Consider the following 19,554-nt stretch of genomic DNA (forward strand, 5'->3'; position numbering starts at 1 on the left):
GGGTCCATTGTCGCCACGCGTTCGTTCGAGAGGTGTTCGTGTCGCCTGCAAGTTCGACTCGCTCGAAGCCACAAGAGCTGAACGAGCCCGTCATTCAGCGACTGCTCGAGCGTGGGCGCTCGCAGGGTTTCCTCGAGTCTGAGGATGTCCGTCAGGCCTTCGAGGAGGCGGACATCCCCATGTCTCACGCCGCCGCATTTTTGCGGAACCTCAGTAAAGAGGGCGTGACCGTGGTGGTGACCGCCGCGGATTCGGCTGCGCCGAAAAAGTCTCGTGGTCCAGCAAAGCGCCGTACCGCTGCCCCCGTCAAGACCAAGGCCGCAGCGGCCGCCAAAGAGCAGCAGCCTGAGACCGTGACCGCGGTCGTGGGCGCCGCCGAAGCCGAGCCCGCCCCCAAGAAGGCGGCTCCCGCCAAGAAGGCCGCTCCGGCGGCGAAGAAGGCGGCCGTGCCCGCCAAGAAGGCCGAGCCGAAGAGCGCTGGGCCTGCCGAGACCAAGCCGAAGAGCCCTGAGGGCGTCGACGACGACGAGGACATCGAGCTCGAGGGAGACGTCGAGCTCGAGGACCTCGAAGACATCGAGGTCGAGGACGAGGAGATCGTCGCCGCGGACGACTCCGACTCCGAGGGCGACTCCGACGACGACACCGAGGAAGAGCCCAAGGCCGCCGACGTGGCAGCCGTCGCCGCCACGGAGAAGACCGAGGACGAAGTCCTCATCCTCTCCGACGACGACGATGACGCGCCGGTCGCGCAGGTGGCCGCCGCCGGCGCCACCGCCGACCCGGTCAAGGACTACCTCAAGCAGATCGGCAAGGTCCCCCTGCTCAACGCCGAGCAGGAGGTCGAGCTGGCCAAGCGCATCGAGGCGGGACTGTTCGCCGAGGAGCAGCTGGGCGGCGGCGAGACCGAGGGTCTGCCGGTCGACGTCCGGGCCGAGCTCGAGTGGATCGCCGAGGACGGCCGCCGGGCCAAAAACCACCTGCTGGAGGCCAACCTCCGTCTGGTGGTCTCGCTGGCCAAGCGCTACACCGGACGCGGCATGCTGTTCCTGGACCTGATCCAGGAGGGCAACCTCGGCCTGATCCGCGCGGTCGAGAAGTTCGACTACACCAAGGGCTACAAGTTCTCCACCTACGCCACGTGGTGGATCCGGCAGGCGATCACCCGCGCCATGGCCGACCAGGCGCGGACCATCCGCATCCCGGTCCACATGGTCGAAGTGATCAACAAGCTGGCCCGGGTTCAGCGGCAGATGCTGCAGGACCTCGGCCGGGAGCCCACGCCGGAAGAGCTGGCCCGCGAGCTGGACATGACCCCCGAGAAGGTGGTCGAGGTCCAGAAATACGGTCGCGAGCCCATCTCGCTGCACACCCCCCTCGGTGAGGAGGGCGACAGCGAGTTCGGTGACCTCATCGAGGACTCCGAGGCCATCGTGCCGGCCGACGCCGTCAGCTTCACGCTGCTCCAGGAGCAGCTGCACTCCGTTCTCGACACGTTGTCGGAGCGGGAAGCGGGCGTCGTGTCGATGCGGTTCGGCCTCACCGACGGGCAGCCGAAGACACTCGACGAGATCGGCAAGGTCTACGGGGTGACGCGTGAGCGCATCCGGCAGATCGAGTCGAAGACGATGTCCAAGCTGCGTCACCCGTCCCGGTCCCAGGTGCTGCGCGACTACCTGGACTAACGGAAGATCGTTTCACCCCTGGCCCCGCCCAGCTCCGACTGTGCGGGGCCAGGTGCGTTCATGCCCCTTTGCTGAGGCGTTCGGCCTGGGCGCGGCCGACGGCGCCGGCCCGGCGCAGGTAGTCGGCGATCACGGCCAGCTCCGCGTCCGAATACGTCTCCATCACCTCGGCGAACGCCTTGCCCGGCGTCTCCCAGGCAGCACCGATCCTGGCCTGGGCCGAGGGGGCGAGGGCGACCAGCGCCCGCCTGCGGTCCGCCGGATCGGTGTGCCGTACGACGAGACCCGCTTTCTCCAGCCGGTCCACCAGGCGCGTGGCGGAGCCGGGCGTCAGGCCCGTCAGCCGGGCGATCTCCCCGGTGCTCACCGGCCCTGCCTCCAGGTCCAGCAGTGCCACGCACTGCAGGTCTGTCGGGTGAATGCCCAGATGGTCGGCCAGCGCCTGATTGAACAGCGCATATGCCGCATAGTGCCGCTGGCTCTCGTCGATGATCCGCTTCAGCGTTTCCGCTCGGTTTGACACCAGGTTGCTCCGTACCTCATATTTATGTGCGTCACACAATCTTTGCGTGGCGCACTCTTTGTGTCACGTACGCATTCTATCGAGGGGATCCGCATGTCCGCACTCATCCGTGCCTCACCCGTCCAGGCGGACCGGCGGTGGGCCGTCCTGGGCGTCATCATCGCCGCCGCCGTCCTGGACCTGCTCGACGCGACGATCACCAACGTCGCCGCCCCCACCATCGCGGCCGACCTCGGCGGGGGAGCGGCCCTCATCCAGTGGCTCGGCGCCGCGTACGCGCTGGCGCTCGGGGTCCTGCTGGTGGTCGGCGGGCGGCTCGGCGACCGTTACGGCCGCCGCCGCCTCTTCCTTCTCGGCATCACCGGTTTCACGCTCGCGTCCGTCGCCTGCGGGCTGGCGGTCAGTCCCGGTGTGCTCATCGGTGCCCGGCTGGTGCAGGGCGGGTTCGGGGCGCTGATGATCCCCCAGGGGTTCGGCATCCTGGGGGCCGTCTTTCCCCGTGATCAGCTTGGCAAGGCCTTCAGCGTGTTCGCCCCCGCGCTTGGCGTCTCTTCGGTCGGGGGGCCGGTGGTGGCGGGCTTTCTGATCGAGGCCGACCTGTTCGGCCTGGGGTGGCGGTCGATGTTCCTGATCAACATCATGCTCGGGGGCGCCGCGATCGTCGCCGCCACCCGGCTTCTGCCCGCCGACGCTCCCGGTGATCGCTCCAGTGGATCCGGTGTGGACGGTGTTGGCGCCGGGATGCTGGCGGTGACCATGGTGGGTCTCCTGTACGGCCTGATCGACGGCTCGGCCCATGGGTGGCGGCTCGTCCCGATCCTGTGCCTGGCCGGCGGGCTGGTGTTCTTCGGCCTGTTCTGCGTACGCCAGCGCACCGCCACCAACCCGCTGATCGAGCCGTCGCTCCTGCGCAACCGCGGCTTCACCGCCGGCCTGGTCCTGGGCATGGTCTTCTTCGCGGCCGTGTCTGGCCTGCTGTACGTGCTCGTGCTGTTCATGCAGTACGGCCTGCGCTTCACGCCCGTACAGGCGGCGCTCGGCCTGGCCCCGGTGGCGGTGGGCATCGTCATCGCCTCGGTGGCCTGCCACCGGCTCATCGACCGGCTCGGCCGCACGCTGATCACCATCGGTCTGACCATCGCGCTGATCGGCACCAGCTGGCTGCTGGCCGTCGTCTCCGGAGCCGTGGACGGCGCCTGGGCGCTCGTCCTGGCGGCGCTGGTCATCGGGCTGGGCATGGGCACCTGCTTCGGCACCATCTATGACGTCACCCTGGGTGACATCGACCCGCGTGAGGCCGGCAGCGCCAGCGGGTCGCTCTCCGCGGTTCAGCAGCTGGCCAACGCCATCGGCGCCGCGGCCGTGACCACCGTCTACTTCCGTACCGGCGATCAGATGGAGGCCGCGACCGGCAGCCTGCTCGTCGTGGTCGTCGCCGTGATCGCCTGCTGCGCCCTGGTGTGGCTCCTGCCGCGCAAGGCTCAGCCGCGCCACCACTGAGAACGCCATACAGAGCTCAGCCGTGACAACGCGTTCAGCCACACCATGACCCAAGCGGCCTGCCTACAAAGCCCCAGAATCATCACCAGAAAGGCATTTCCCGATATGACCACCCTTGTTACCGGCGCGCGTGGCGCCGTCGCCACTGAGCTCATCGCCATCCTGCGTCGCCGCGGCCTGCCCGTCCGCCCGGCCTCCCGCCAGCCCGGCGACCCGTCGATCGCCACGTGCGACCTCAGTGACCCCGCGACGTTCCCCGCCGCCCTGGCCGGTGTCACCTCGGTCTTCCTGTACGCCGAACCGTCGCACATCGACGCCTTCGTCAAGGAGGCGACCGAGGCCGGAGTCGAGCACATCGTGCTGCTGTCGTCCTCCTCCGTGCTCGGCCCGAACCCCGAGGCCAGCCCCCTGGCCAAGTCCCACCTGGACGTGGAACGGGCCCTGACCGCCACGCCCGTCCGCAGCACGCTGCTGCGCCCGGGTTCGTTCGCCGGCAACGCGCTGGGCTGGTCCTGGCCCGTCAAGGCCGGCGAGCCGGTGAGCCTGCCGTACCCCAACTCGCACAACGACCCCATCCACGAGGCCGACATCGCCGAGGCGGCCGCCGCCGTGCTCACCGAGCCGGCCCTGGGCGGCCGGCCGTACCTGCTGACCGGGCCCGAATCGATCACCTTCGCCGAGCAGATCGCCATCCTCGGCCACGTGACCGGCAGGGACATCACCATCAGGAACGTCACGCGGGAGGAGTGGAAGGCGGAGATGGCGGACTACATCCCCGAGCAGTTCGCCGAGCCATTGCTGGACTGGTGGCAGTCCAACGACGGCGTGCCGGTCGAGATCACCACGGACGTCGAGCGGTTGATCAGCCGCCCCGGCCGGACGTTCGCGGCCTGGGCGGCGGATCACCTGGGTGACTTCACAGGTTGACGTCGAGGGTCCAGGGGCGGTTGGGCCGGGTGGGCTCGATCAGGTGGACCGTGTGGCCGTGGCCGGTGAGGAGCGCGGCCAGTTCGCCGGGTGTGGCGGGATCCGCCCCGGTCTCCAGCAGGGTGCGGGCGATCTCACCCCGGGTCGCCTTCGCCATGTGGCTGACCACCTTGCCATCGCGGAACACCCGTACCGCCACAGACCGCTCCCCGGGCTGCCAGGCTCCCGCGTAGGTGGCCGAACGCAGATCGACCACCAGCCCGTCCAGGCGCTCCAGCTCCTTGGACACCGTGGGCCGCCAGAACGCGGCCAGCCCACCCAGCACCGGCAGAGTCACCCCCATCGACAGCCGGTACGGCGGGACGCGATCGGTGATCCGCAACACGCCCCAGAGGCCGGAGAAGATGAGCACCGACTCCTCGGCCCGCTTCCTGGCCTCGTCCGTCAGGGTGCCCAGACCGAGCTTCTCGTACAGGACGCCGGTATAGAGATCGGCCGCCGGGAGGGCCGGAGCGGTTTGGAGCTCCAGGTTTTTGGCCAGTTCGCCTGCCAGGCCGGGCGACAGGCCGAGGACGTCGAGGGCGTCACGCCGTCTGGACGCTCTCATGAGCGCGGTCAGTACGCGTTTGCGCGGTCTGTCCAGGGCGGGGAACGAAAGATCCCCTAGAGGGGGACCGCTGCCTTCACCGGCCTTCCCCTCCGAGGGCGGCAACAAAATCAGCACGCCACAGCATAGTCAATGCCCACTACCCACCGCCCACAGCCTGCCGCCCGCCGCTCACTGCTTGTGTCTGGGTTGCCCTGCCTGCTGAGGGTTCTTCCGGAATACGGCCGCCGAGGTTTGGCCGCTTCGCGGGAGGTTCGCGCTGGTTGGGTAGGGTGCGCGAGTGGATTTCGACTTGCTGGTACATGAGGCCTGGCCCGCCTATGAGCAGCGGACGTACGACGGCTGGATCCTTCGCTACGCCGGAGGAGTGACCAAGCGGGCGAACTCCGTGCTCCCCCTGGGGAGGCCCGCCGATCTCACTGGCGCGATCGAGGCCGCCGAGGCGTTCTATGCCGAAAAGGGGCAGCGGAGCGTGTTCTCCGTGGGGATGGGGGCCATGCCGGGGCTCGATGACGAGCTGTCGGCGCGGGGGTATGAGACCGTCGACCCGACCGTGATCATGGTCGGGGGCGGCGGTGTCTCCCAGGCCGTTCATCCGGTGCGGGTGGAGGAGCGGCCCTGGCCGGGGTGGCTGGAGACCTGGTGGGCCGTGGACGGGCGCTACGCCGAGGGTGTCGAGGTGGCTGATCGGATCTGCCGAGGGGTGCCTGCTCTGTACGCCGCGGTCGAGGAGGACGGTCAGGCCGTCGCCGTCGGCCGGGGTGTGCCGCAGGGGGAGACGATCGGGATCTACTGCATGGCCACGTCGCCCCAGGCTCGCCGCCGTGGGCTGGCCAGGAGCGTGTTGCGTGCTCTCGTACGGCGTAGCGGGGCGCGTACGGCCTATCTGGTGACCACCGCGCCCAACGAGGCGGCCCAGGCCCTGTACCGAAGCGAGGGCTTCGAGACGCGGGCGCGCTATCACTACAGAGCGAAGTAGGGCCGCGTGAGATCAGATGGCGGCGATATACCGGTGAGGTAAGTCGGCGATGTGTCCGTCCGGTGAGACGGCCTGAGACATGACGAAACGGCGGTCCCGGGCCTGCCGGGATCGCCGTTCCGCTCCGTGCAATATGTTGTTATCTCATCACGACCAGCGCCGGTTAGCGCTCGTCGTTGGGGGCCACTGTTGGGGTTTCGCTGAGCCGAGCAGACTCGTCCAGGATGTCGGCGCCCTTATCGCGGAGCGCTGCTATGTGCTGACGCCCGTGATGAGCGCAGAACAGCAGCTCCCCACCCACGGGCAGGGTCGCGCGAATGTAGGCCTGGGCGCCGCAACGGTCGCAACGGTCGAGGGCCGTCAGCGGCTTAACGGGGGCGAGAGCTCCAGTCACGTATCGCCTTTCGGGTCACCCCCGCCGAAGCGAGGATCTGGCGTCAGTCACTTGGACAACATCTAACCGGACGTGGACGTTCCCAATCACTGCCCGGCTACGCCGAGAGCAGAATGTGGCCGGAAGTGATGGAGAGCCGTCGCCTGGTAACACCAAACCTGCCGTCATGGCAAGCTTGTACGCGTGCGTAGGGGAAGAACGATAGGCTACGCACACATGTTCGATGCTCAGTTCGACGCTTAAACGCAGGGGAGCCGGAGTGACGCTAGTGGAGGCGGGTTACACGGCTCGTCACCTGTCGGTGCTTGAGGGGCTGGAAGCGGTCCGCAAGCGCCCTGGCATGTATATCGGGTCAACCGACAGTCGCGGGCTCATGCACTGCCTCTGGGAGATCGTCGACAACGGCGTCGACGAGGCGCTCGCCGGGCACTGCACCCGCATCGAGGTGGAGCTCTATCCAGACGGCTCCATCGAGGTGCGCGACGACGGCCGCGGCATCCCCGTCGACATCGAGCCCAAGAGCGGTCTGGCCGGAGTGGAGCTCGTCTACACCAAGCTCCACGCGGGCGGTAAGTTCGGCGGCGGCGCCTACGGCGCGTCCGGCGGCCTGCACGGCGTGGGCGCCTCCGTGGTCAACGCCCTGTCCGAGCGCCTCGACGTCGAGGTCGACCTTGACGGCCGCATCCACCAGATCAGTTTCCGCCGCGGTGTTCCCGGCATCTTCGACGGCGACGGCCCGAAGGCCAAGTTCAAGAAGAAGTCCGGCATGCGTGACGGCGGCAAGCTGCACAAGCGGATCACCGGCACTCGGGTGCGGTTCTGGGCCGACAAGCAGATCTTCCTGCCCGACGCCGAGGTCTCGCTCGACGAGATCCACGTCCGCCTGCGTCAGACCGCCTTCCTGGTGCCCGGCCTGAGCCTGACCGTGATCGACAGCAGGCACGAGGAGCGGGTCGAGGAGGAGTTCCACTTCGACGGGGGCATCTCCGAGTTCACCGAGTTCCTGGCCCGCGACGAGGCCGTCTGTGACGTGCTGCGCCTGCAGGGGGTCGGCCACTTCCACGAGACCGTCCCGGTGCTCGATGACCAGGGCCACATGACGCCCACCGAGGTGCAGCGTGAGCTCACCGTCGACGTGGCCGTGCGCTGGGGCAAGGGTTACGACTCGACCGTCCGCTCGTTCGTCAACGTGATCGCCACCCCCAAGGGCGGCACCCACCTCACCGGCTTCGAGCGCGGCCTGGCCCGCACGATCAACGAGCTGCTGCGCGAGACCCGTCTGCTGAAGAACGGCGACGACCCGGTCAGGAGCGAGGACATCTCCGAGGGCCTGACCGGGGTCGTCACGGTCCGGGTGCCAGAGCCGCAGTTCGAGGGCCAGACCAAGGAGGTGCTGGGCACCTCGGCGGCCACCCGCATCGTCTCCCACGTGGTCTCCCGCGAGCTCAAGGAGCTGTTCGCCAACCCGCCGCGCGGCTACAAGCAGCCCCTGCGCGCCGTGCTGGAGAAGATCGTCGCCGCCGCCAAGGCCCGCATCGCGGCCCGCGAGCACCGCGACAACCAGCGCCGCAAGAGCGCCCTGGAGAACTCCGCGCTCCCCGCCAAGCTCGTCGACTGCCGCAGCGACGACATCGACCGCAGCGAGCTGTTCATCGTCGAGGGCGACTCCGCGCTGGGCACCGCCAAGCTGGCCCGCGACTCGGAGTTCCAGGCCCTCCTGCCGATCCGCGGCAAGATCCTCAACGTGCAGAAGGCGTCCGTGAGCGACATGCTCAAGAACGCCGAGTGCGCCGCGATCATCCAGGTGGTCGGCGCGGGCTCCGGCCGCTCCTTCGACATCGAGGCGGCCCGTTACGGCAAGGTCATCCTGATGGCCGACGCCGACGTCGACGGCGCCCACATCCGCTGCCTGCTGCTGACCCTCTTCCACCGCTACATGCGGCCCATGGTCGAGGCGGGCCGGGTGTTCGCCGCGGTCCCGCCGCTGCACCGCATCGAGCTCACCAACCCCGGCCGGGGCAAGGAGAAGTACATCTACTGCTACTCCGACGCCGAGCTGCAGAAGGTGCTGCGCGACCTGGAGCGACGCGGCCGGCGCTGGAAGGACCCGGTGCAGCGCTACAAGGGTCTGGGCGAGATGGACGCCGACCAGCTCGCGGAGACCACGATGGACCCCCGCCACCGCATCCTGCGCCGCGTCCGCATCGAGGACGCGGAGACGGCGGAGGGGATCTTCAGCCTGCTGATGGGCAGCGACGTGGCTCCGCGCCGCGAGTTCATCGTCAGCAGCGCCGCCGAAGTCGACCGCGACCATATTGACGCCTAAACCTCTGCTTGGTTTTGCCTGCTCGGCGCCGTTTTTGCGGCTCTTCTTTTTCGGGCTTTCTTTTACGGCAGGCACGGTGAGCCCCCGACGCCGTAGCGGGCTGAGGTCTGTCCAGGGGCACGCTCCTCCGGTGGAGCGGGTCGGGCGCCGTGACGTGCGCATGATTGACCGTGGCTTCCGTGTGGTTGGGCCCGTGGTGCCCGACAGTCCGCCAAGGCCGCGTTTGAGGCCGCTCTGACAGGCCTTGGCGCGTCAGGCCCATCGTGGGGCACTGGGGCACGCCTAGACCTGGTCAGCACGCTCCAGGGCCGCTCAGGCCCGTTCCAGAGCGCACCCAGGACCTGCTCAGCATGCCCAGGGCCGTTTCAGTCCTCAGGCCCTTCACCCAGGCTCGTTTCGGCTCGCGGCGTTCTCGGCTGTCCGCGCCCATCCCTCAGAGAAGGCGCCGGGGCCGTCAAGACGAGCGGCGTGAGGGTTTGGCTCACCGGCCGTGAGCTCGGCCAGGCCCGTGCGGGCGGCGTCGAGGACGCGGTCGACCAGGGGAAGTAGTGCCTCGGTAACGGTGTCGCAGTGGCGGGTGGTTTCGTCAGTGACGAGTAGCAGCGTTTTCGGTCAGTTCTGACAGCGCTAGATTCCGGTACCCGCCAGTAATGTCGGTGAGAAATGACAGCGCATCAGAGATGTGAATCGGCTGAACCGTCGTAGGCTCGGCGGGCTGCGGTGATGGCAGGGGCCGCGAGACGGGCCCAGTCCGTGAGCGCTTCGAGGGGCTCGCGTATGTCTTCGATCAATGGAGTAGTGGCGTACTCGACTCGCGGTGGGGAATCCGGGTACACGGTTCGGGTGATGAGCCCGTTGCGTTCGAGATCGCGCAAGCTGACGGTCAGCATGCGACGGCTGATGCCCGTGATCGCGCGCTCCAGCTGGGTGAAGCGGCGCGGACCTTTGCCCAGCTCGACCAGTACCTGAGCGCTCCACTTGCCGCCGATCAAGTTCAGGACCTCGGGCAGCGGGCAATCGTCAGGGGCGGGGGCCGTCGTCGCGGGCGTGAGCTGGCTTGTTACTGCGGTGTTCCGTTGCGACAAGAAAGTGCCTTCTTCCGAAGCTCTCTAAGCTTGCGTCACGATTGATCCCGTTATCAAGCGTAACGGTCCTGCGTGCAGGCAGGATCTTCGTGAACAGATGAGGAACAACACGTGCCCATCGCACGCAGCAATGGTTTCAAGATTTCCTACGAGGTCTCCGGCGAGGGCCCCGCAGTGGTGCTTCATCCGGGCATGTTCCAGGACGGAGCACATTGGACGCATAGCGGGTACACGTCCGCCCTCACGCCCACCTGTACTGTGATCGCCATCGACCCGCTCGGCCTGGGTGGGAGCGACGCTCCGCATCAGGTCGAGGACTATTCGCTGGAACGGCGGGTGGACTCCGTCACGGCGGTGCTGGACGAGGTAGGCGTCGAAAGGGCCGCGTTCTGGGGATACTCGCTCGGCGCCATGACCGGTTACGCGGTCGCCGCGCATGCGCCCGACCGGCTGACCTGCCTGGTGGCCGGCGGGTTTGATCCTATCGATGGTTTCCGCTCTGCGGTCGGTCCTACGCTGCGTCTGCTCGGCCTGCCCGCCGACACCGACGCGTACCAGCTGATGAAGCAAGGCGCCGCTGCGGATCCCTATCAGGCCGCCCTGATCGAGGCAGGTGATCCTGCCGGTTTCCGCGCCAATTATGAGGCGTTCTCACGCGAGCCTGGACTCCATCGGGAACTCACCGACTCCGGCGTGCCGATGCTGCTGTACGCGGGCACGGCCGATCCTTGGCACGAGCCGATGCAGGCCTTCGCCGAGGGCTCAGGCGTGCACTTCTTGTCCATCTCCGACGCAGATCACAAGGGCTGCTGGGACAGATCGACCGACGTTCTGCCAACGGTGCTGCCGTTCCTGGCCGCTAACGCCGGCATGCCGTGAGCAAGGCCACGCCTGTGGCGACGCTCAGCTGATCTGTGGCCGGGCTCGCTTGTTTACGTGCTGCTGCTCTTTCTCGGCGCGAGGACGGTGGCCGCTGCTCGTCCCGCGTCAAGATCGTTCGTCCTCGGGGCGGGGCCGGACTGGGACGGGGCCGGGGTCGGGGCGGGGCCGGACTGGGATGGTGTCGGTGTCGGTGTCGGTGCCGGTGCCTGGGTCGGGCCGGGGGCGCAGGCAGGGGTGGGGCCGGGAACTGGACCGGGACCGAGGTCAGGACTGGGACCAGGCCGGGGTCGGGGCTGGGGTGCAGGCGGGGTCCGGGGCGCGGGGGCGGGCCAGGTCGGGGCCGGGGCTGGAACCCAGGCGGGGCACGGGGACCGGGGTGCGGGGAGGCCCGGGGACCGGGGTGCGGGCGGGCGCCGGGGCCGAGGGGGTTCGGTCTGGCGTCAGATGGGGCGCAAGGTGCTGGTGTCCAGGATCGGCCACAGGTTGGTGATCTGGTTGTCCTTGAGTTCGAAGATGACGCAGGCCCTGATCTCCAAGGGCTGGTTCGTTGGCGGGACGCCGAAGAAGGTGCCGGTGTGGGTGCCGCTCAGGGTCCATCTGGTGGCAACTTTGTTGTCTTCTGCGATCATGTCCTGGACGTCGAAGTGCATGTCTGGGAGGGCTGAGCGGATGTGGGTGGAGATCTGCTTGACGCGCTCCGGGCCGGGTGGGTCGTTGGGGCCGGTGGAGAGGGTGCTGGCGATGATCTCGTCGGCTACGTCCAACCTGCCCTGGTTGAGCACCTCGTCGTACAGGCGCATGACGACGTCCTTCATCGGGATATCCTTCCGATTGGCTAGTTGCTAGAGATGCTTATCTCTAGTTTTCCTAGATATTTGAAAAGCTAGAGAGTTTGGTGGGCGATGTCAAGACGTGCGACGTTGGTGACCGCGTTGCTCGAAGCGCTGCGCAAGACCAACGTGCTTTCGGTCTCGATGAGTCAGGCGGCTGCGGGACGCATTGGCATCAACACCACCGATCTCCACTGCCTCAACCTGTTGAGCGAAGGGGCCCTGACGGCCAGCGAATTGGCGCGGCGGGCCGGGATCACCACCGCGTCCGTCACCGGGGTCATCGATCGGCTCGAATCGGTGGGATATGTGCGGCGGGAGCGGGACGACGCCGATCGGCGGAAGGTCGTGGTGACGCTCGTGCTGGAGCGGGCGGCGGTGGATGTGGCGCCGGTGTTCACGCCGCTGATCAAGGCGTGGCGGGCTTCGTTGAGTGATTACAGCGATGAGCAGCTTGAGGTGATCGCCGACTTCATGAACAAGACGCAGGCCGTGTTCCAGGACGAGGTCGAGCAGATGCGCTCCGGCTCGACGAGCTGACACCCCCGCCCTCGACTCCGCCGGGCACGCTGAGCCAGTCTGGGCACGCTGAGCCCACGCTCGGGCACGCTGGGTCCACGCGCGGACGTGCTGGGCCCGTCCAGGCACGCTGAGCTCATCCGGACGCCGAGCGTGTCCCCACGCGCCGAGTTCGTTCGGACATGCCGAAGGGGGCCGGGGGAGCCCGGCCCCCTTCGGGGTTTCAGGTGATGGTCAGCGCCAGTAGATGACCGTCAGGGTCGGGGGCTTGACGCCCTCGTCCTTGTTCTCCGACGCGGCGAAGGCGCGCCAGTTGGTGGCCTCCGTCTCGTCGGCGCCCTTCAGCTGGACGCCGTAGTTGGCAGCGCCCGAGGCCCAGGCCTTGGCCATGGTGGTCACCGGCCACGACAGGTAGCCGGCGCCTCCGGCGCACGGCGCGGTCCAGGTGCGGCCGCGCCCCGCGCGGTTCGTCGCCTGGCCCTCTGCGGTGGTGGTGGGCTTGTTGTCCCAGTTCAGGTCGGTCTCGTCCCACGAGCTGGTGATCCGCTGGGCGGTGAGGCCGGAGCCCACGCGGAGACCGCAGGCGTTCGTCTCCAGGTTCCACATCGCCATGTTGGCGAAGATGACCCGCTTTCCGGTCAGCTTGTGGGTGTCGAACTTGACCAGGCTGCGCATGACGTCGCCGCCCTGGCCGTTCTCCCAGGGCATCGTGCCCGCGATGATCATCGGGTCACCGGGGTGCGAGGCCCAGGAGGTGGCGACGTCGGTGTCCGTCACGCTCGGCAGCGTGATCACCGGGTCGACGGTCACCGGGTAGACGCGCGCCGGGTCCGCCAGGAACTTGGCGTCCGGCTTGAGCACGAGGACCTTGGTGCCGTTCTGCGTCTCGACCGCGGTGTCGATCTTCGAGAGCGAGTCGCCGCGGGGCTTGCCGTGGCCCTTCGAGTCCCACATGACCGGCTGCGGCCCGGCGGCGATCACCTTGTCGCCGGCCGTACTGGTCAGGAGAAGGCGGCCGTCGGCCGACTCGGACAGTTCGACGCCCTCGGTCTGTACGGGAATGCGGAGCTCCAGCGGACCGGAGGGCTTCTCGCGCAGAACGACGTCGTGACGGAATCCCGTCGGCAGGACGGTGACGACGAGGTCGGCCCCCGGGCCCGCCGCGTCGGTGAAGGTGGCGACGTTCGCCTTGACGACCGGCTTGGGCAGCGCGGTCGGCCACTTGAGCGAGAACACGCGGCCGTTGTCGTCGGTCATCTTCGCCAGCGTGCCCTCGCCGCCGTTGGAGACCTCGACCTGGGCGCGTGAGGCACGCGGCTTCAGTACCGCGCCGTCGGCGACGAGTGAGGTGTCGATGGGCACCCACTGGCCGTTCTGCTGCACCTGGGACGGGCCCGAGGTGATGGTCGCGGTGAAGCTGCCGTCGGGGTTGGCGACGGTGGTGCTGGACTCGTCCGACAGGCTCGGCACGGGTACGGGCTTGCCGTCGGCGGCGGCCTGGGCCGACGCGACGTCCTCCGCGCTCTGGCCGGTGGCGGCCAGAGCGGCTGAAGCCGGGATGGCCGTGGCGGCGGTGAGCACGGTCACGGCGCTGAGCCCGAGGGCCAGGCGGCCCATGGAACGGTTGAGAGACTTACGCAAATCAACGTCCTAACGATCGATGGGTGTGGAGTAGCGCGCGAATGCGCTGACTTCAGGGCGTCGGGCGGGGGACTGGCCCCCGGGCGACGATCACCGATCGTTAGGCGGTACCGGATTGCTCGTAAACATGACATCCCCGTTTCTGTCGCGGCGACAAGATCGCCGACGGGTCACAGGAATATCACAGGTAACGGCACGGCAAAGTGAGAGACCGCTTTGGTGCGATATTTCTCACAAAACGAAGAGTTATCAGGTTAAGCGGAGAGTCATATCAGGTCGACCGGCAGCAGTTCGCCCGTGTGCACGTCGTAGATCGCGCCGCCCACCGGCAGTCCCGGCGGCAGGAAGGGCGAGGAGCGGATCCGCGTCAGGTCATGGCGCAGGGCCGCGTCCTGGTCGGGGACGGTGTGGAACTCCAGGCTGCGGGTGTCGACACCGTGCCGCTGGGTGAGCTCGTACACATCGGCGTCGGTGACCTTGGACATGCCGCAGTCGGTGTGGGGCATCACCAGCACGCGTTCTACGCCGAGCAGGTAGACGGCCAGGACGAGGGTACGCAGGACGTCGTCCGTCACGCGCGCGCCCGCGTTCCGCAGGATCTTGGCGTCGCCCGCCTCTAGACCGAGCAGGCCGAGGGGGTCGATGCGGGAGTCCATGCAGGTCACGACGCCGAGTCCGCGAGCGGCCCGGCCGGTCAGTTCGGAATTCCGGAATTTAGCAGCATATTTCGCATTGGCGGAAATGAGGTCATCGAACTGGCTCATGTGACAGATGATCCCTCACGTCCGTTTCGTTGTGGTTTCCGGGGTGGCGACACGGCGGAAGTTGCCCAAGGTCCCACGCGCGGCACTCACTTTGCGTGATGATGTCGTAGCCCAACGTATGAACAGCCCATGTGTGACCGAAGAAGGTTGTCGTGAGTAGGTCCGAATCGCTCGCCGCGTACCTGCGTACCCATGCCTGGCGCCGCCTCGACCGTGTGGAGACCCGAGACGACGGCCTCAACGCGAGGTGCGCGCTGGCGCTCCTCGACGCGGCCGCCTACGCGGGCGGCCTGCCCGACGACGACCCGCTCATCGTGCTGCTCGACCAGGCAGGCTGTTTCGGGCCGCTGGGTTGTGACGACTTCGACCCCGGAGAGGCCGGCTTCCGGCTGATCCGGGGCTGGCAGGGCGAGCCCCACGAACTCCTGCTCGCCCTGCCGGCCGCCATCGCCACCTCCGCCTGACGTCCCCATCGCCACTTCCGCCGACGTCCGGCAGGGGTCAGGCGGGCGTGCTTACCTGGCTTCCACCGTCACCCGCGCCTGACACTTGGCAGTGGTCAGACGGGTGCGTTGCCTGGCTTCCACTTGATGCCGCAGCCGAGTGACGGGTTCTGCTCCTCGCTCACCGGGTCGCCCGCCAACAGGGCGTCGATCGCCGCGCGCAGCGAGGACCCCGTCACCGGTACGGAGTTGCCGGGCCGGGCATCGTCGAACTCGCCGCGGTAGGCCAGCCGGAACGACGCGTCGTACAGGAAGAAGTCGGGCGTGCACGCCGCCCGATACGCCTTGGCGGTCTCCTGCGTATCGTCGAGCAGATAGGGGAACGGGAAGCCCGCCCGCGACGCCTGCTCGGCCAGGTGTGTCGGGTCGTCGTCGGGGTAGTTCACGCTGTCGTTGCTGCAGATGGCGACCATCGACAGCCTGGGGCCGTAGTCGGTGGCCAGGGTGCTGAGGCCGCGCTCGATGTGCCGCACGTAGGGGCAGTGGTTCGACAGGAACGCCACGAGAATGGCGGGCGAATCCTTGAGATCCGCGAGCGAGACGCTGCCGCCGTGGATCGCGGTCAGCTGGAAATCGGGCGCTGGAGAGCCGAGTGGGACCATGAACGAGTTGGCAGCCATGGCATCCATTGTCGCTGTTGGCCCCGACGAAACCGTCGGTGGCCATCGGTATAACAGTCTCGGAGGTAGGTAATGAACGGCATCGCGGAGTTCCGGACCACGGTCCTCGATTGTGCCCATCCGATGGAGCTGGCCCAGTTCTATTCGCGGTTGCTCGGCTGGCCCATCCTGGAGGGGTCCGACGAGGAGTGGGCCGTCGTCACCAATGGAGGCCCGCCCGCGCGGGTGGCCTTCCAGGCCGTCGACGACTACCGGCCGCCGGTCTGGCCCGGTGCGGAGCATCCCCAGCAGATGCACATCGACGTGACGGTCGGCGACATGGACAAGGCCGAGGCCCAGGTGCTGGAGATCGGTGCCACCAAGCACGAGCACCAGCCGAGCGATGACGACTCCTTCCGCGTCTTCCTCGACCCGGCCGGCCACACGTTCTGCCTCTGCAGGGACGTCTGACAGGTCAGCGGACCGGTAACAGACGAGTGGACCGGCTTCTGGCGAGCTGGCGCCAGAAGTCGGTCCTTGCGTCAGCGGACGGCCTGCGTCAGCAGCAGCTCCACCGCCGTCGCCGTCAGTGGGCCGCCTACGTCAGCATGTCTGCCGCCTTACGTCAGCGGGCCGCCTGTGTCAGCAGTTCCACCGCCTTGTGTACGTTGCCGGCCGCCAGCTCATGGTCGGCCGACGCCTGCAGGTCGGGCCGTCTGCCGGTGGTCTGGGCGATGTCTCTGGCCACCGAGACGACGGCGTCGTCCTGCGCGTACGCGTCCGTCTTCGAACGGTCGAGCAGCGCCGCCGCGGTGCCGATCGCCCCCAGCACGACGCGGGTCTGCCGCACGGAGCCGTCGGCATTCCAGTTGTTGCCCAGCAGCGCCACCAGCAACGCCGCCGAAGCCGCCCTGGAGGCTCCGTCGCCGCCGGAGAGCCGGTCGTAGGCCGCCTTGAGCCGGTCGCGGGCCCGGTCGGTGCGCAGTCCCCAGCCGTACGGATAAAGCGGGTCGTAGGTCGCGTCGCCCACGTTGATCGGCACCTGCTCCGCCGTACGGAACCAGGTGAAGGGCAGCCGCCCCGTGTACGGCACGGCCCCGAACAGCGGGTCGGCCACGCCGGCGCCCTCGGTGCCCGGCAGCCACGACGCCACCAGCGCCTTGACCTTGGACAGGTCGCCCAGCAGCAGCGGGCGGCCGGAGACGACCAGCACGGCGCACTTCATCGCCCCGCACACCCGGTCGATCGCGGCCCGGTCGGCAGCCGACAGGTCGAGCGTGTGCCCGTTGACGCCCACGTCGCCCTGGCCCTCGGCGTACGGCTTCTCGCCCACCACCACGACACCCACGTCATGCCCGGCCAGCGGCGCGGAGGCGTCGGCCGAATAGGTGACGGAGGCCGCCCGGCCACGGATCGCCGACAGGATCGTGGTGCCCTGCGTGATGGGCCCGGACGAGCCCTGCCAGGTGATCGTCCAGCCGCCGCTCTGGTTGCCGAGGTCGTCGGCGTTGGATCCGGCGACGTACACCTTGGCGTCGCGGCGCAGCGGCAGCAGCCGGTCCTCGTTCTTCAGCAGCACCTGCGACTTCGCGGCGGCCGTGCGGGCCACCGCGCGGTGGGCGGCCGACCCGACGTCGCCGATGCCGGAACGGTCGGCGTACGGGTGCTCGAACAGGCCGAGCCGGAACTTCTGCGTCAGGATCCTGGAGACCGCGTCGTCGATCCGCGCCATGGGCACCCCTCCGGCCGCGATCTCGGCCTTGAGCGTGCTCGTGAACAGCGGATACGCGTACGGCACCATGATCATGTCGAGCCCGGCGTTGATCGAGGTACGCACGTCGCTCGGATAGTCACCGGGGATCTGGTCGATGGCCTGCCAGTCGCTGATCACGAAGCCCTTGAAGCCGAGCCGGCCCTTGAGCACGTCGGTGATCAACTCCTTGTGCGCGTGCATCTTGAGCGGCCCCTGGCCGAAGTCGACGCTGGAGAACGACGGCATGACGCTGCCCACGCCACGCTTGACCGCCTCGGCGAAGGGCGCCAGGTGGATGGCCGCCAGCTGTTCCCTGGTGAGCTGGGTGACGCCCTGGTCGATCTTGTAGTCGCCGGTCGAGGAGCCGTACGTGGTGCCGCCGTCGCCGACGTAGTGCTTGGCCGTGGCCAGCACGCCGTTGTCCTGCAGGCCGTCGATGATCGTGGTCAGCCGCGAGACCAGCGCCGGGTCCTCGCCGAACGACTCGTAGGCGCGTCCCCACCGGTCGTCCCGCGACACGCACAGGCACGGCGCGAAGTCCCACGGAATGCCGGTGGCCTTGACCTCCTTCGCCGTGACCTTGCCCGCCTGCTCGACCAGGTCGGCGTCGCGGGTGGCGCCGAGGCCGACGTTGTGCGGGAAGATCGTCGCACCGACCACGTTGTTGTGCCCGTGAACCGCGTCGACGCCGTAGATCAGCGGGATCTGCAGCCGCGTCTGCTGGGCGCGCAGCTGGAAGCCGTCGATCATGTCGGCCCACGCCTTCGGCGTGTTGGTCGCCGGGGTGGAGCCGCCGCCCGACAGCAGCGAGCCGAGCAGGTAGGTGGCGATGTCGTTCGGCGAGCCGAGCGCGCCGCGTTCGGCCTGCGTCATCTGGCCGACCTTCTCCTCGGTGCTCATCCGGCCGAGCAGGTCGGCGACCCGCTGCTTGACGGGCTTACGAGCGTCGAGGTACGGCAGGCCGTGCGCGTTGATCACGATGGCCGGAGTCTCGGCCGGGGGTCTGGTGCCCGTGCCGGACAGCTCGATCGGGATGGTCTCGGCGACCTCGGCCGCGCCGTCGGCCAGTGTCTTGACCGTGAACGCCTTGGCCGAGCCCGAGGCGGTGCCCGCGGGGAAGGTCAGCGTGCCCTCGACCGGCGTGTAGTCCTGGCCGGGGGTGGCCGTGCCGGTGCCGGTGCGGTAGCCGACGGCCAGGTCGGCGGGGAGCGGGCCGCCGGTGGCGGTGGTGACCGAGACGCGTACCTCGGCCGTGCCCTTCTCGTTCACCGGATAGACCGGCTTGTCCGTGGCCAGGCGTACGGGCCGGGGCGGGGCGGTGCCGTAGACCTGCACGTCGTCCCAGAACAGCGTGCCGGAGGCGGCCGGGAGTCGCATCGAGTAGCCCCACATGGCGACAAGGTCGAGCTGTCCGTCGGTGGGGGCCCCGCCCGGCTGGTAGTCGCCGCGGCGGGTGAAGCCGGAGAACGGCACCTGTACCTGCCGCCATCCGGCCGTGTCGTCGGTGAAGGACGACTCGAACAGCTCAGAGCTGCCCGCTCCGCCGCCGCCGTCCTTGATCTCGAAGAACACCTTCTGCCCGGATCCGGTGCCCTTGACCCAGAAGGAGAACCCTTCGTAGGCGGACCAGTCCTGGGCGGTCGTCAGGTCGTGGGACCAGCCGCCCCACTGGCTCACGTTGTAGACCGCTTTGAGCACCCGGTTGGTCGTGGGGGCGCCGGGCCGGGTCGCGTCGGGCTCGACGGTCAGGGCCGGGGTCGAGGCGGTGTCGTTGCCCCAGGCGGAGACGCCCGCGGGCAGGGTCGTGGCCTCGAAGTCGGTGACGGTCAGCGGTTCGGCGGCGGCCTGGGCCGGCGGAGCGGTGACCAGCGCGGCCACCAGTGCCACCGCCGCCCACAGCGGGGTCCTTAATCGGAACATGGATCCTCCCAAGAGCAGAGAGAGCGCTCTCTCCTAGAGGGGATCGTGTCACGGGAGCGATTTATAACAACCCCCGTCAACCTGTGTGATGCCGCCCGGCTGTCCGCAGGCCGGGCG

18 protein-coding genes are annotated in these 19,554 nt (G+C 68.5%); 9 read left to right on the plus strand and 9 right to left on the minus strand.

From position 1 onward, the window contains the following. Nucleotides 1-38 precede the first annotated feature (38 nt). Nucleotides 39-1,685, plus strand: coding sequence for an RNA polymerase sigma factor (locus ACIBO2_RS36625; protein WP_358544999.1), 1,647 nt, complete (start codon nucleotides 39-41; stop codon nucleotides 1,683-1,685). Between the two features lie 58 nt (nucleotides 1,686-1,743). Here ACIBO2_RS36625 and ACIBO2_RS36630 read toward each other — a convergent pair whose 3' ends face one another. Then, nucleotides 1,744-2,208 carry a MarR family transcriptional regulator gene (locus tag ACIBO2_RS36630; RefSeq protein ID WP_358545000.1) on the minus strand — a complete coding sequence of 155 codons (465 nt, stop codon included), beginning with the start codon at nucleotides 2,206-2,208 and terminating at the stop codon, nucleotides 1,744-1,746. 93 nt (nucleotides 2,209-2,301) lie between these two features. On the opposite strand from ACIBO2_RS36630, the gene ACIBO2_RS36635 reads away from it, so the two are divergent. Together ACIBO2_RS36635 and ACIBO2_RS36640 are read left to right on the plus strand one after the other, a co-directional pair. Beyond that, on the plus strand, nucleotides 2,302-3,708 hold the full coding sequence (locus tag ACIBO2_RS36635; RefSeq protein ID WP_397302933.1) for an MFS transporter: 1,407 nt from the start codon (nucleotides 2,302-2,304) through the stop codon (nucleotides 3,706-3,708). Between the two features lie 105 nt (nucleotides 3,709-3,813). Then, nucleotides 3,814-4,635 (plus strand): NAD(P)H-binding protein, encoded by an 822-nt coding sequence (locus ACIBO2_RS36640; protein WP_397302936.1) that lies wholly within the window; start codon nucleotides 3,814-3,816, stop codon nucleotides 4,633-4,635. Here the strand turns inward: ACIBO2_RS36640 and ACIBO2_RS36645 are convergent. Then, nucleotides 4,625-5,359 carry a peroxide stress protein YaaA gene (locus ACIBO2_RS36645; RefSeq protein ID WP_358545005.1) on the minus strand — a complete coding sequence of 245 codons (735 nt, stop codon included), beginning with the start codon at nucleotides 5,357-5,359 and terminating at the stop codon, nucleotides 4,625-4,627. The two genes, ACIBO2_RS36640 and ACIBO2_RS36645, sit on opposite strands and share 11 nt — an antisense overlap. Before the next feature lie 163 nt (nucleotides 5,360-5,522). Here ACIBO2_RS36645 and ACIBO2_RS36650 point away from each other — a divergent pair, with 163 nt between their 5' ends. After that, nucleotides 5,523-6,221, plus strand: a complete 699-nt coding sequence (locus tag ACIBO2_RS36650) for a GNAT family N-acetyltransferase (protein WP_397302939.1) — start codon at nucleotides 5,523-5,525, stop codon at nucleotides 6,219-6,221. Between the two features lie 163 nt (nucleotides 6,222-6,384). On the opposite strand, the gene ACIBO2_RS36655 is transcribed toward ACIBO2_RS36650, so the two are convergent. Further along, complete coding sequence (locus ACIBO2_RS36655) at nucleotides 6,385-6,615, minus strand: hypothetical protein (protein ID WP_357940303.1); 231 nt, start codon at nucleotides 6,613-6,615, stop codon at nucleotides 6,385-6,387. Nucleotides 6,616-6,838: 223 nt separating this feature from the next. On the opposite strand from ACIBO2_RS36655, the gene ACIBO2_RS36660 reads away from it, so the two are divergent. Beyond that, the gene (locus ACIBO2_RS36660) at nucleotides 6,839-8,941 is read left to right on the plus strand and encodes a type IIA DNA topoisomerase subunit B (protein ID WP_397302942.1); all 2,103 of its coding nucleotides are present in this window, start codon (nucleotides 6,839-6,841) and stop codon (nucleotides 8,939-8,941) included. Between the two features lie 674 nt (nucleotides 8,942-9,615). On the opposite strand, the gene ACIBO2_RS36665 is transcribed toward ACIBO2_RS36660, so the two are convergent. Then, nucleotides 9,616-9,933 carry a helix-turn-helix domain-containing protein gene (locus ACIBO2_RS36665; protein ID WP_358545008.1) on the minus strand — a complete coding sequence of 106 codons (318 nt, stop codon included), beginning with the start codon at nucleotides 9,931-9,933 and terminating at the stop codon, nucleotides 9,616-9,618. A 204-nt stretch (nucleotides 9,934-10,137) separates the two neighbouring features. Between ACIBO2_RS36665 and ACIBO2_RS36670 the strand changes: the two genes are divergently transcribed. Then, entirely contained in the window at nucleotides 10,138-10,905 is a 768-nt protein-coding gene (locus ACIBO2_RS36670; protein ID WP_397302945.1) for an alpha/beta fold hydrolase, read from the plus strand. Nucleotides 10,906-11,348: 443 nt separating this feature from the next. On the opposite strand, the gene ACIBO2_RS36675 is transcribed toward ACIBO2_RS36670, so the two are convergent. Continuing rightward, the gene (locus ACIBO2_RS36675) at nucleotides 11,349-11,723 is read right to left on the minus strand and encodes an ester cyclase (protein WP_358545010.1); all 375 of its coding nucleotides are present in this window, start codon (nucleotides 11,721-11,723) and stop codon (nucleotides 11,349-11,351) included. 108 nt (nucleotides 11,724-11,831) lie between these two features. On the opposite strand from ACIBO2_RS36675, the gene ACIBO2_RS36680 reads away from it, so the two are divergent. After that, on the plus strand, nucleotides 11,832-12,278 hold the full coding sequence (locus ACIBO2_RS36680; RefSeq protein WP_358545012.1) for a MarR family transcriptional regulator: 447 nt from the start codon (nucleotides 11,832-11,834) through the stop codon (nucleotides 12,276-12,278). Between the two features lie 213 nt (nucleotides 12,279-12,491). On the opposite strand, the gene ACIBO2_RS36685 is transcribed toward ACIBO2_RS36680, so the two are convergent. Both ACIBO2_RS36685 and ACIBO2_RS36690 read right to left on the minus strand, forming a co-directional pair. Then, nucleotides 12,492-13,898, minus strand: a complete 1,407-nt coding sequence (locus tag ACIBO2_RS36685; RefSeq protein WP_358545014.1) for a DNRLRE domain-containing protein — start codon at nucleotides 13,896-13,898, stop codon at nucleotides 12,492-12,494. Between the two features lie 266 nt (nucleotides 13,899-14,164). Then, complete coding sequence (locus ACIBO2_RS36690; protein WP_358545015.1) at nucleotides 14,165-14,662, minus strand: carbonic anhydrase; 498 nt, start codon at nucleotides 14,660-14,662, stop codon at nucleotides 14,165-14,167. 152 nt (nucleotides 14,663-14,814) lie between these two features. Here ACIBO2_RS36690 and ACIBO2_RS36695 point away from each other — a divergent pair, with 152 nt between their 5' ends. Then, the gene (locus ACIBO2_RS36695; protein ID WP_357940319.1) at nucleotides 14,815-15,126 is read left to right on the plus strand and encodes a hypothetical protein; all 312 of its coding nucleotides are present in this window, start codon (nucleotides 14,815-14,817) and stop codon (nucleotides 15,124-15,126) included. Between the two features lie 95 nt (nucleotides 15,127-15,221). Here ACIBO2_RS36695 and ACIBO2_RS36700 read toward each other — a convergent pair whose 3' ends face one another. Beyond that, nucleotides 15,222-15,785 carry a thioredoxin family protein gene (locus ACIBO2_RS36700; protein ID WP_358545016.1) on the minus strand — a complete coding sequence of 188 codons (564 nt, stop codon included), beginning with the start codon at nucleotides 15,783-15,785 and terminating at the stop codon, nucleotides 15,222-15,224. A 72-nt stretch (nucleotides 15,786-15,857) separates the two neighbouring features. Here ACIBO2_RS36700 and ACIBO2_RS36705 point away from each other — a divergent pair, with 72 nt between their 5' ends. After that, entirely contained in the window at nucleotides 15,858-16,235 is a 378-nt protein-coding gene (locus tag ACIBO2_RS36705) for a VOC family protein (protein ID WP_358545018.1), read from the plus strand. Nucleotides 16,236-16,389: 154 nt separating this feature from the next. Here the strand turns inward: ACIBO2_RS36705 and ACIBO2_RS36710 are convergent, their stop codons facing one another. After that, a complete protein-coding gene (locus tag ACIBO2_RS36710) occupies nucleotides 16,390-19,437 on the minus strand; it encodes a glycoside hydrolase family 3 N-terminal domain-containing protein (RefSeq protein WP_397302952.1) in 3,048 nt (1,015 codons plus the stop codon). Nucleotides 19,438-19,554 lie beyond the last annotated feature (117 nt).

The sequence above is a fragment of the Nonomuraea sp. NPDC050022 genome (genome assembly GCF_044460705.1).
Lineage (GTDB): Bacteria > Actinomycetota > Actinomycetes > Streptosporangiales > Streptosporangiaceae > Nonomuraea.

Excerpts from the sequence above, each read along its gene's own strand:
- ACIBO2_RS36635 (WP_397302933.1), top strand. The coding sequence starts at position 2,302 with ATGTCCGCACTCATCCGTGCCTCACCCGTCCAGGCGGACCGGCGGTGG.
- ACIBO2_RS36640 (WP_397302936.1), top strand. The coding sequence starts at position 3,814 with ATGACCACCCTTGTTACCGGCGCGCGTGGCGCCGTCGCCACTGAGCTC.
- ACIBO2_RS36660 (WP_397302942.1), top strand. The coding sequence starts at position 6,839 with ATGCTCAGTTCGACGCTTAAACGCAGGGGAGCCGGAGTGACGCTAGTG.
- ACIBO2_RS36675 (WP_358545010.1), bottom strand. The coding sequence starts at position 11,723 with ATGAAGGACGTCGTCATGCGCCTGTACGACGAGGTGCTCAACCAGGGC.
- ACIBO2_RS36690 (WP_358545015.1), bottom strand. The coding sequence starts at position 14,662 with ATGAGCCAGTTCGATGACCTCATTTCCGCCAATGCGAAATATGCTGCT.
- ACIBO2_RS36700 (WP_358545016.1), bottom strand. The coding sequence starts at position 15,785 with ATGGCTGCCAACTCGTTCATGGTCCCACTCGGCTCTCCAGCGCCCGAT.
- ACIBO2_RS36705 (WP_358545018.1), top strand. The coding sequence starts at position 15,858 with ATGAACGGCATCGCGGAGTTCCGGACCACGGTCCTCGATTGTGCCCAT.
- ACIBO2_RS36710 (WP_397302952.1), bottom strand. The coding sequence starts at position 19,437 with ATGTTCCGATTAAGGACCCCGCTGTGGGCGGCGGTGGCACTGGTGGCC.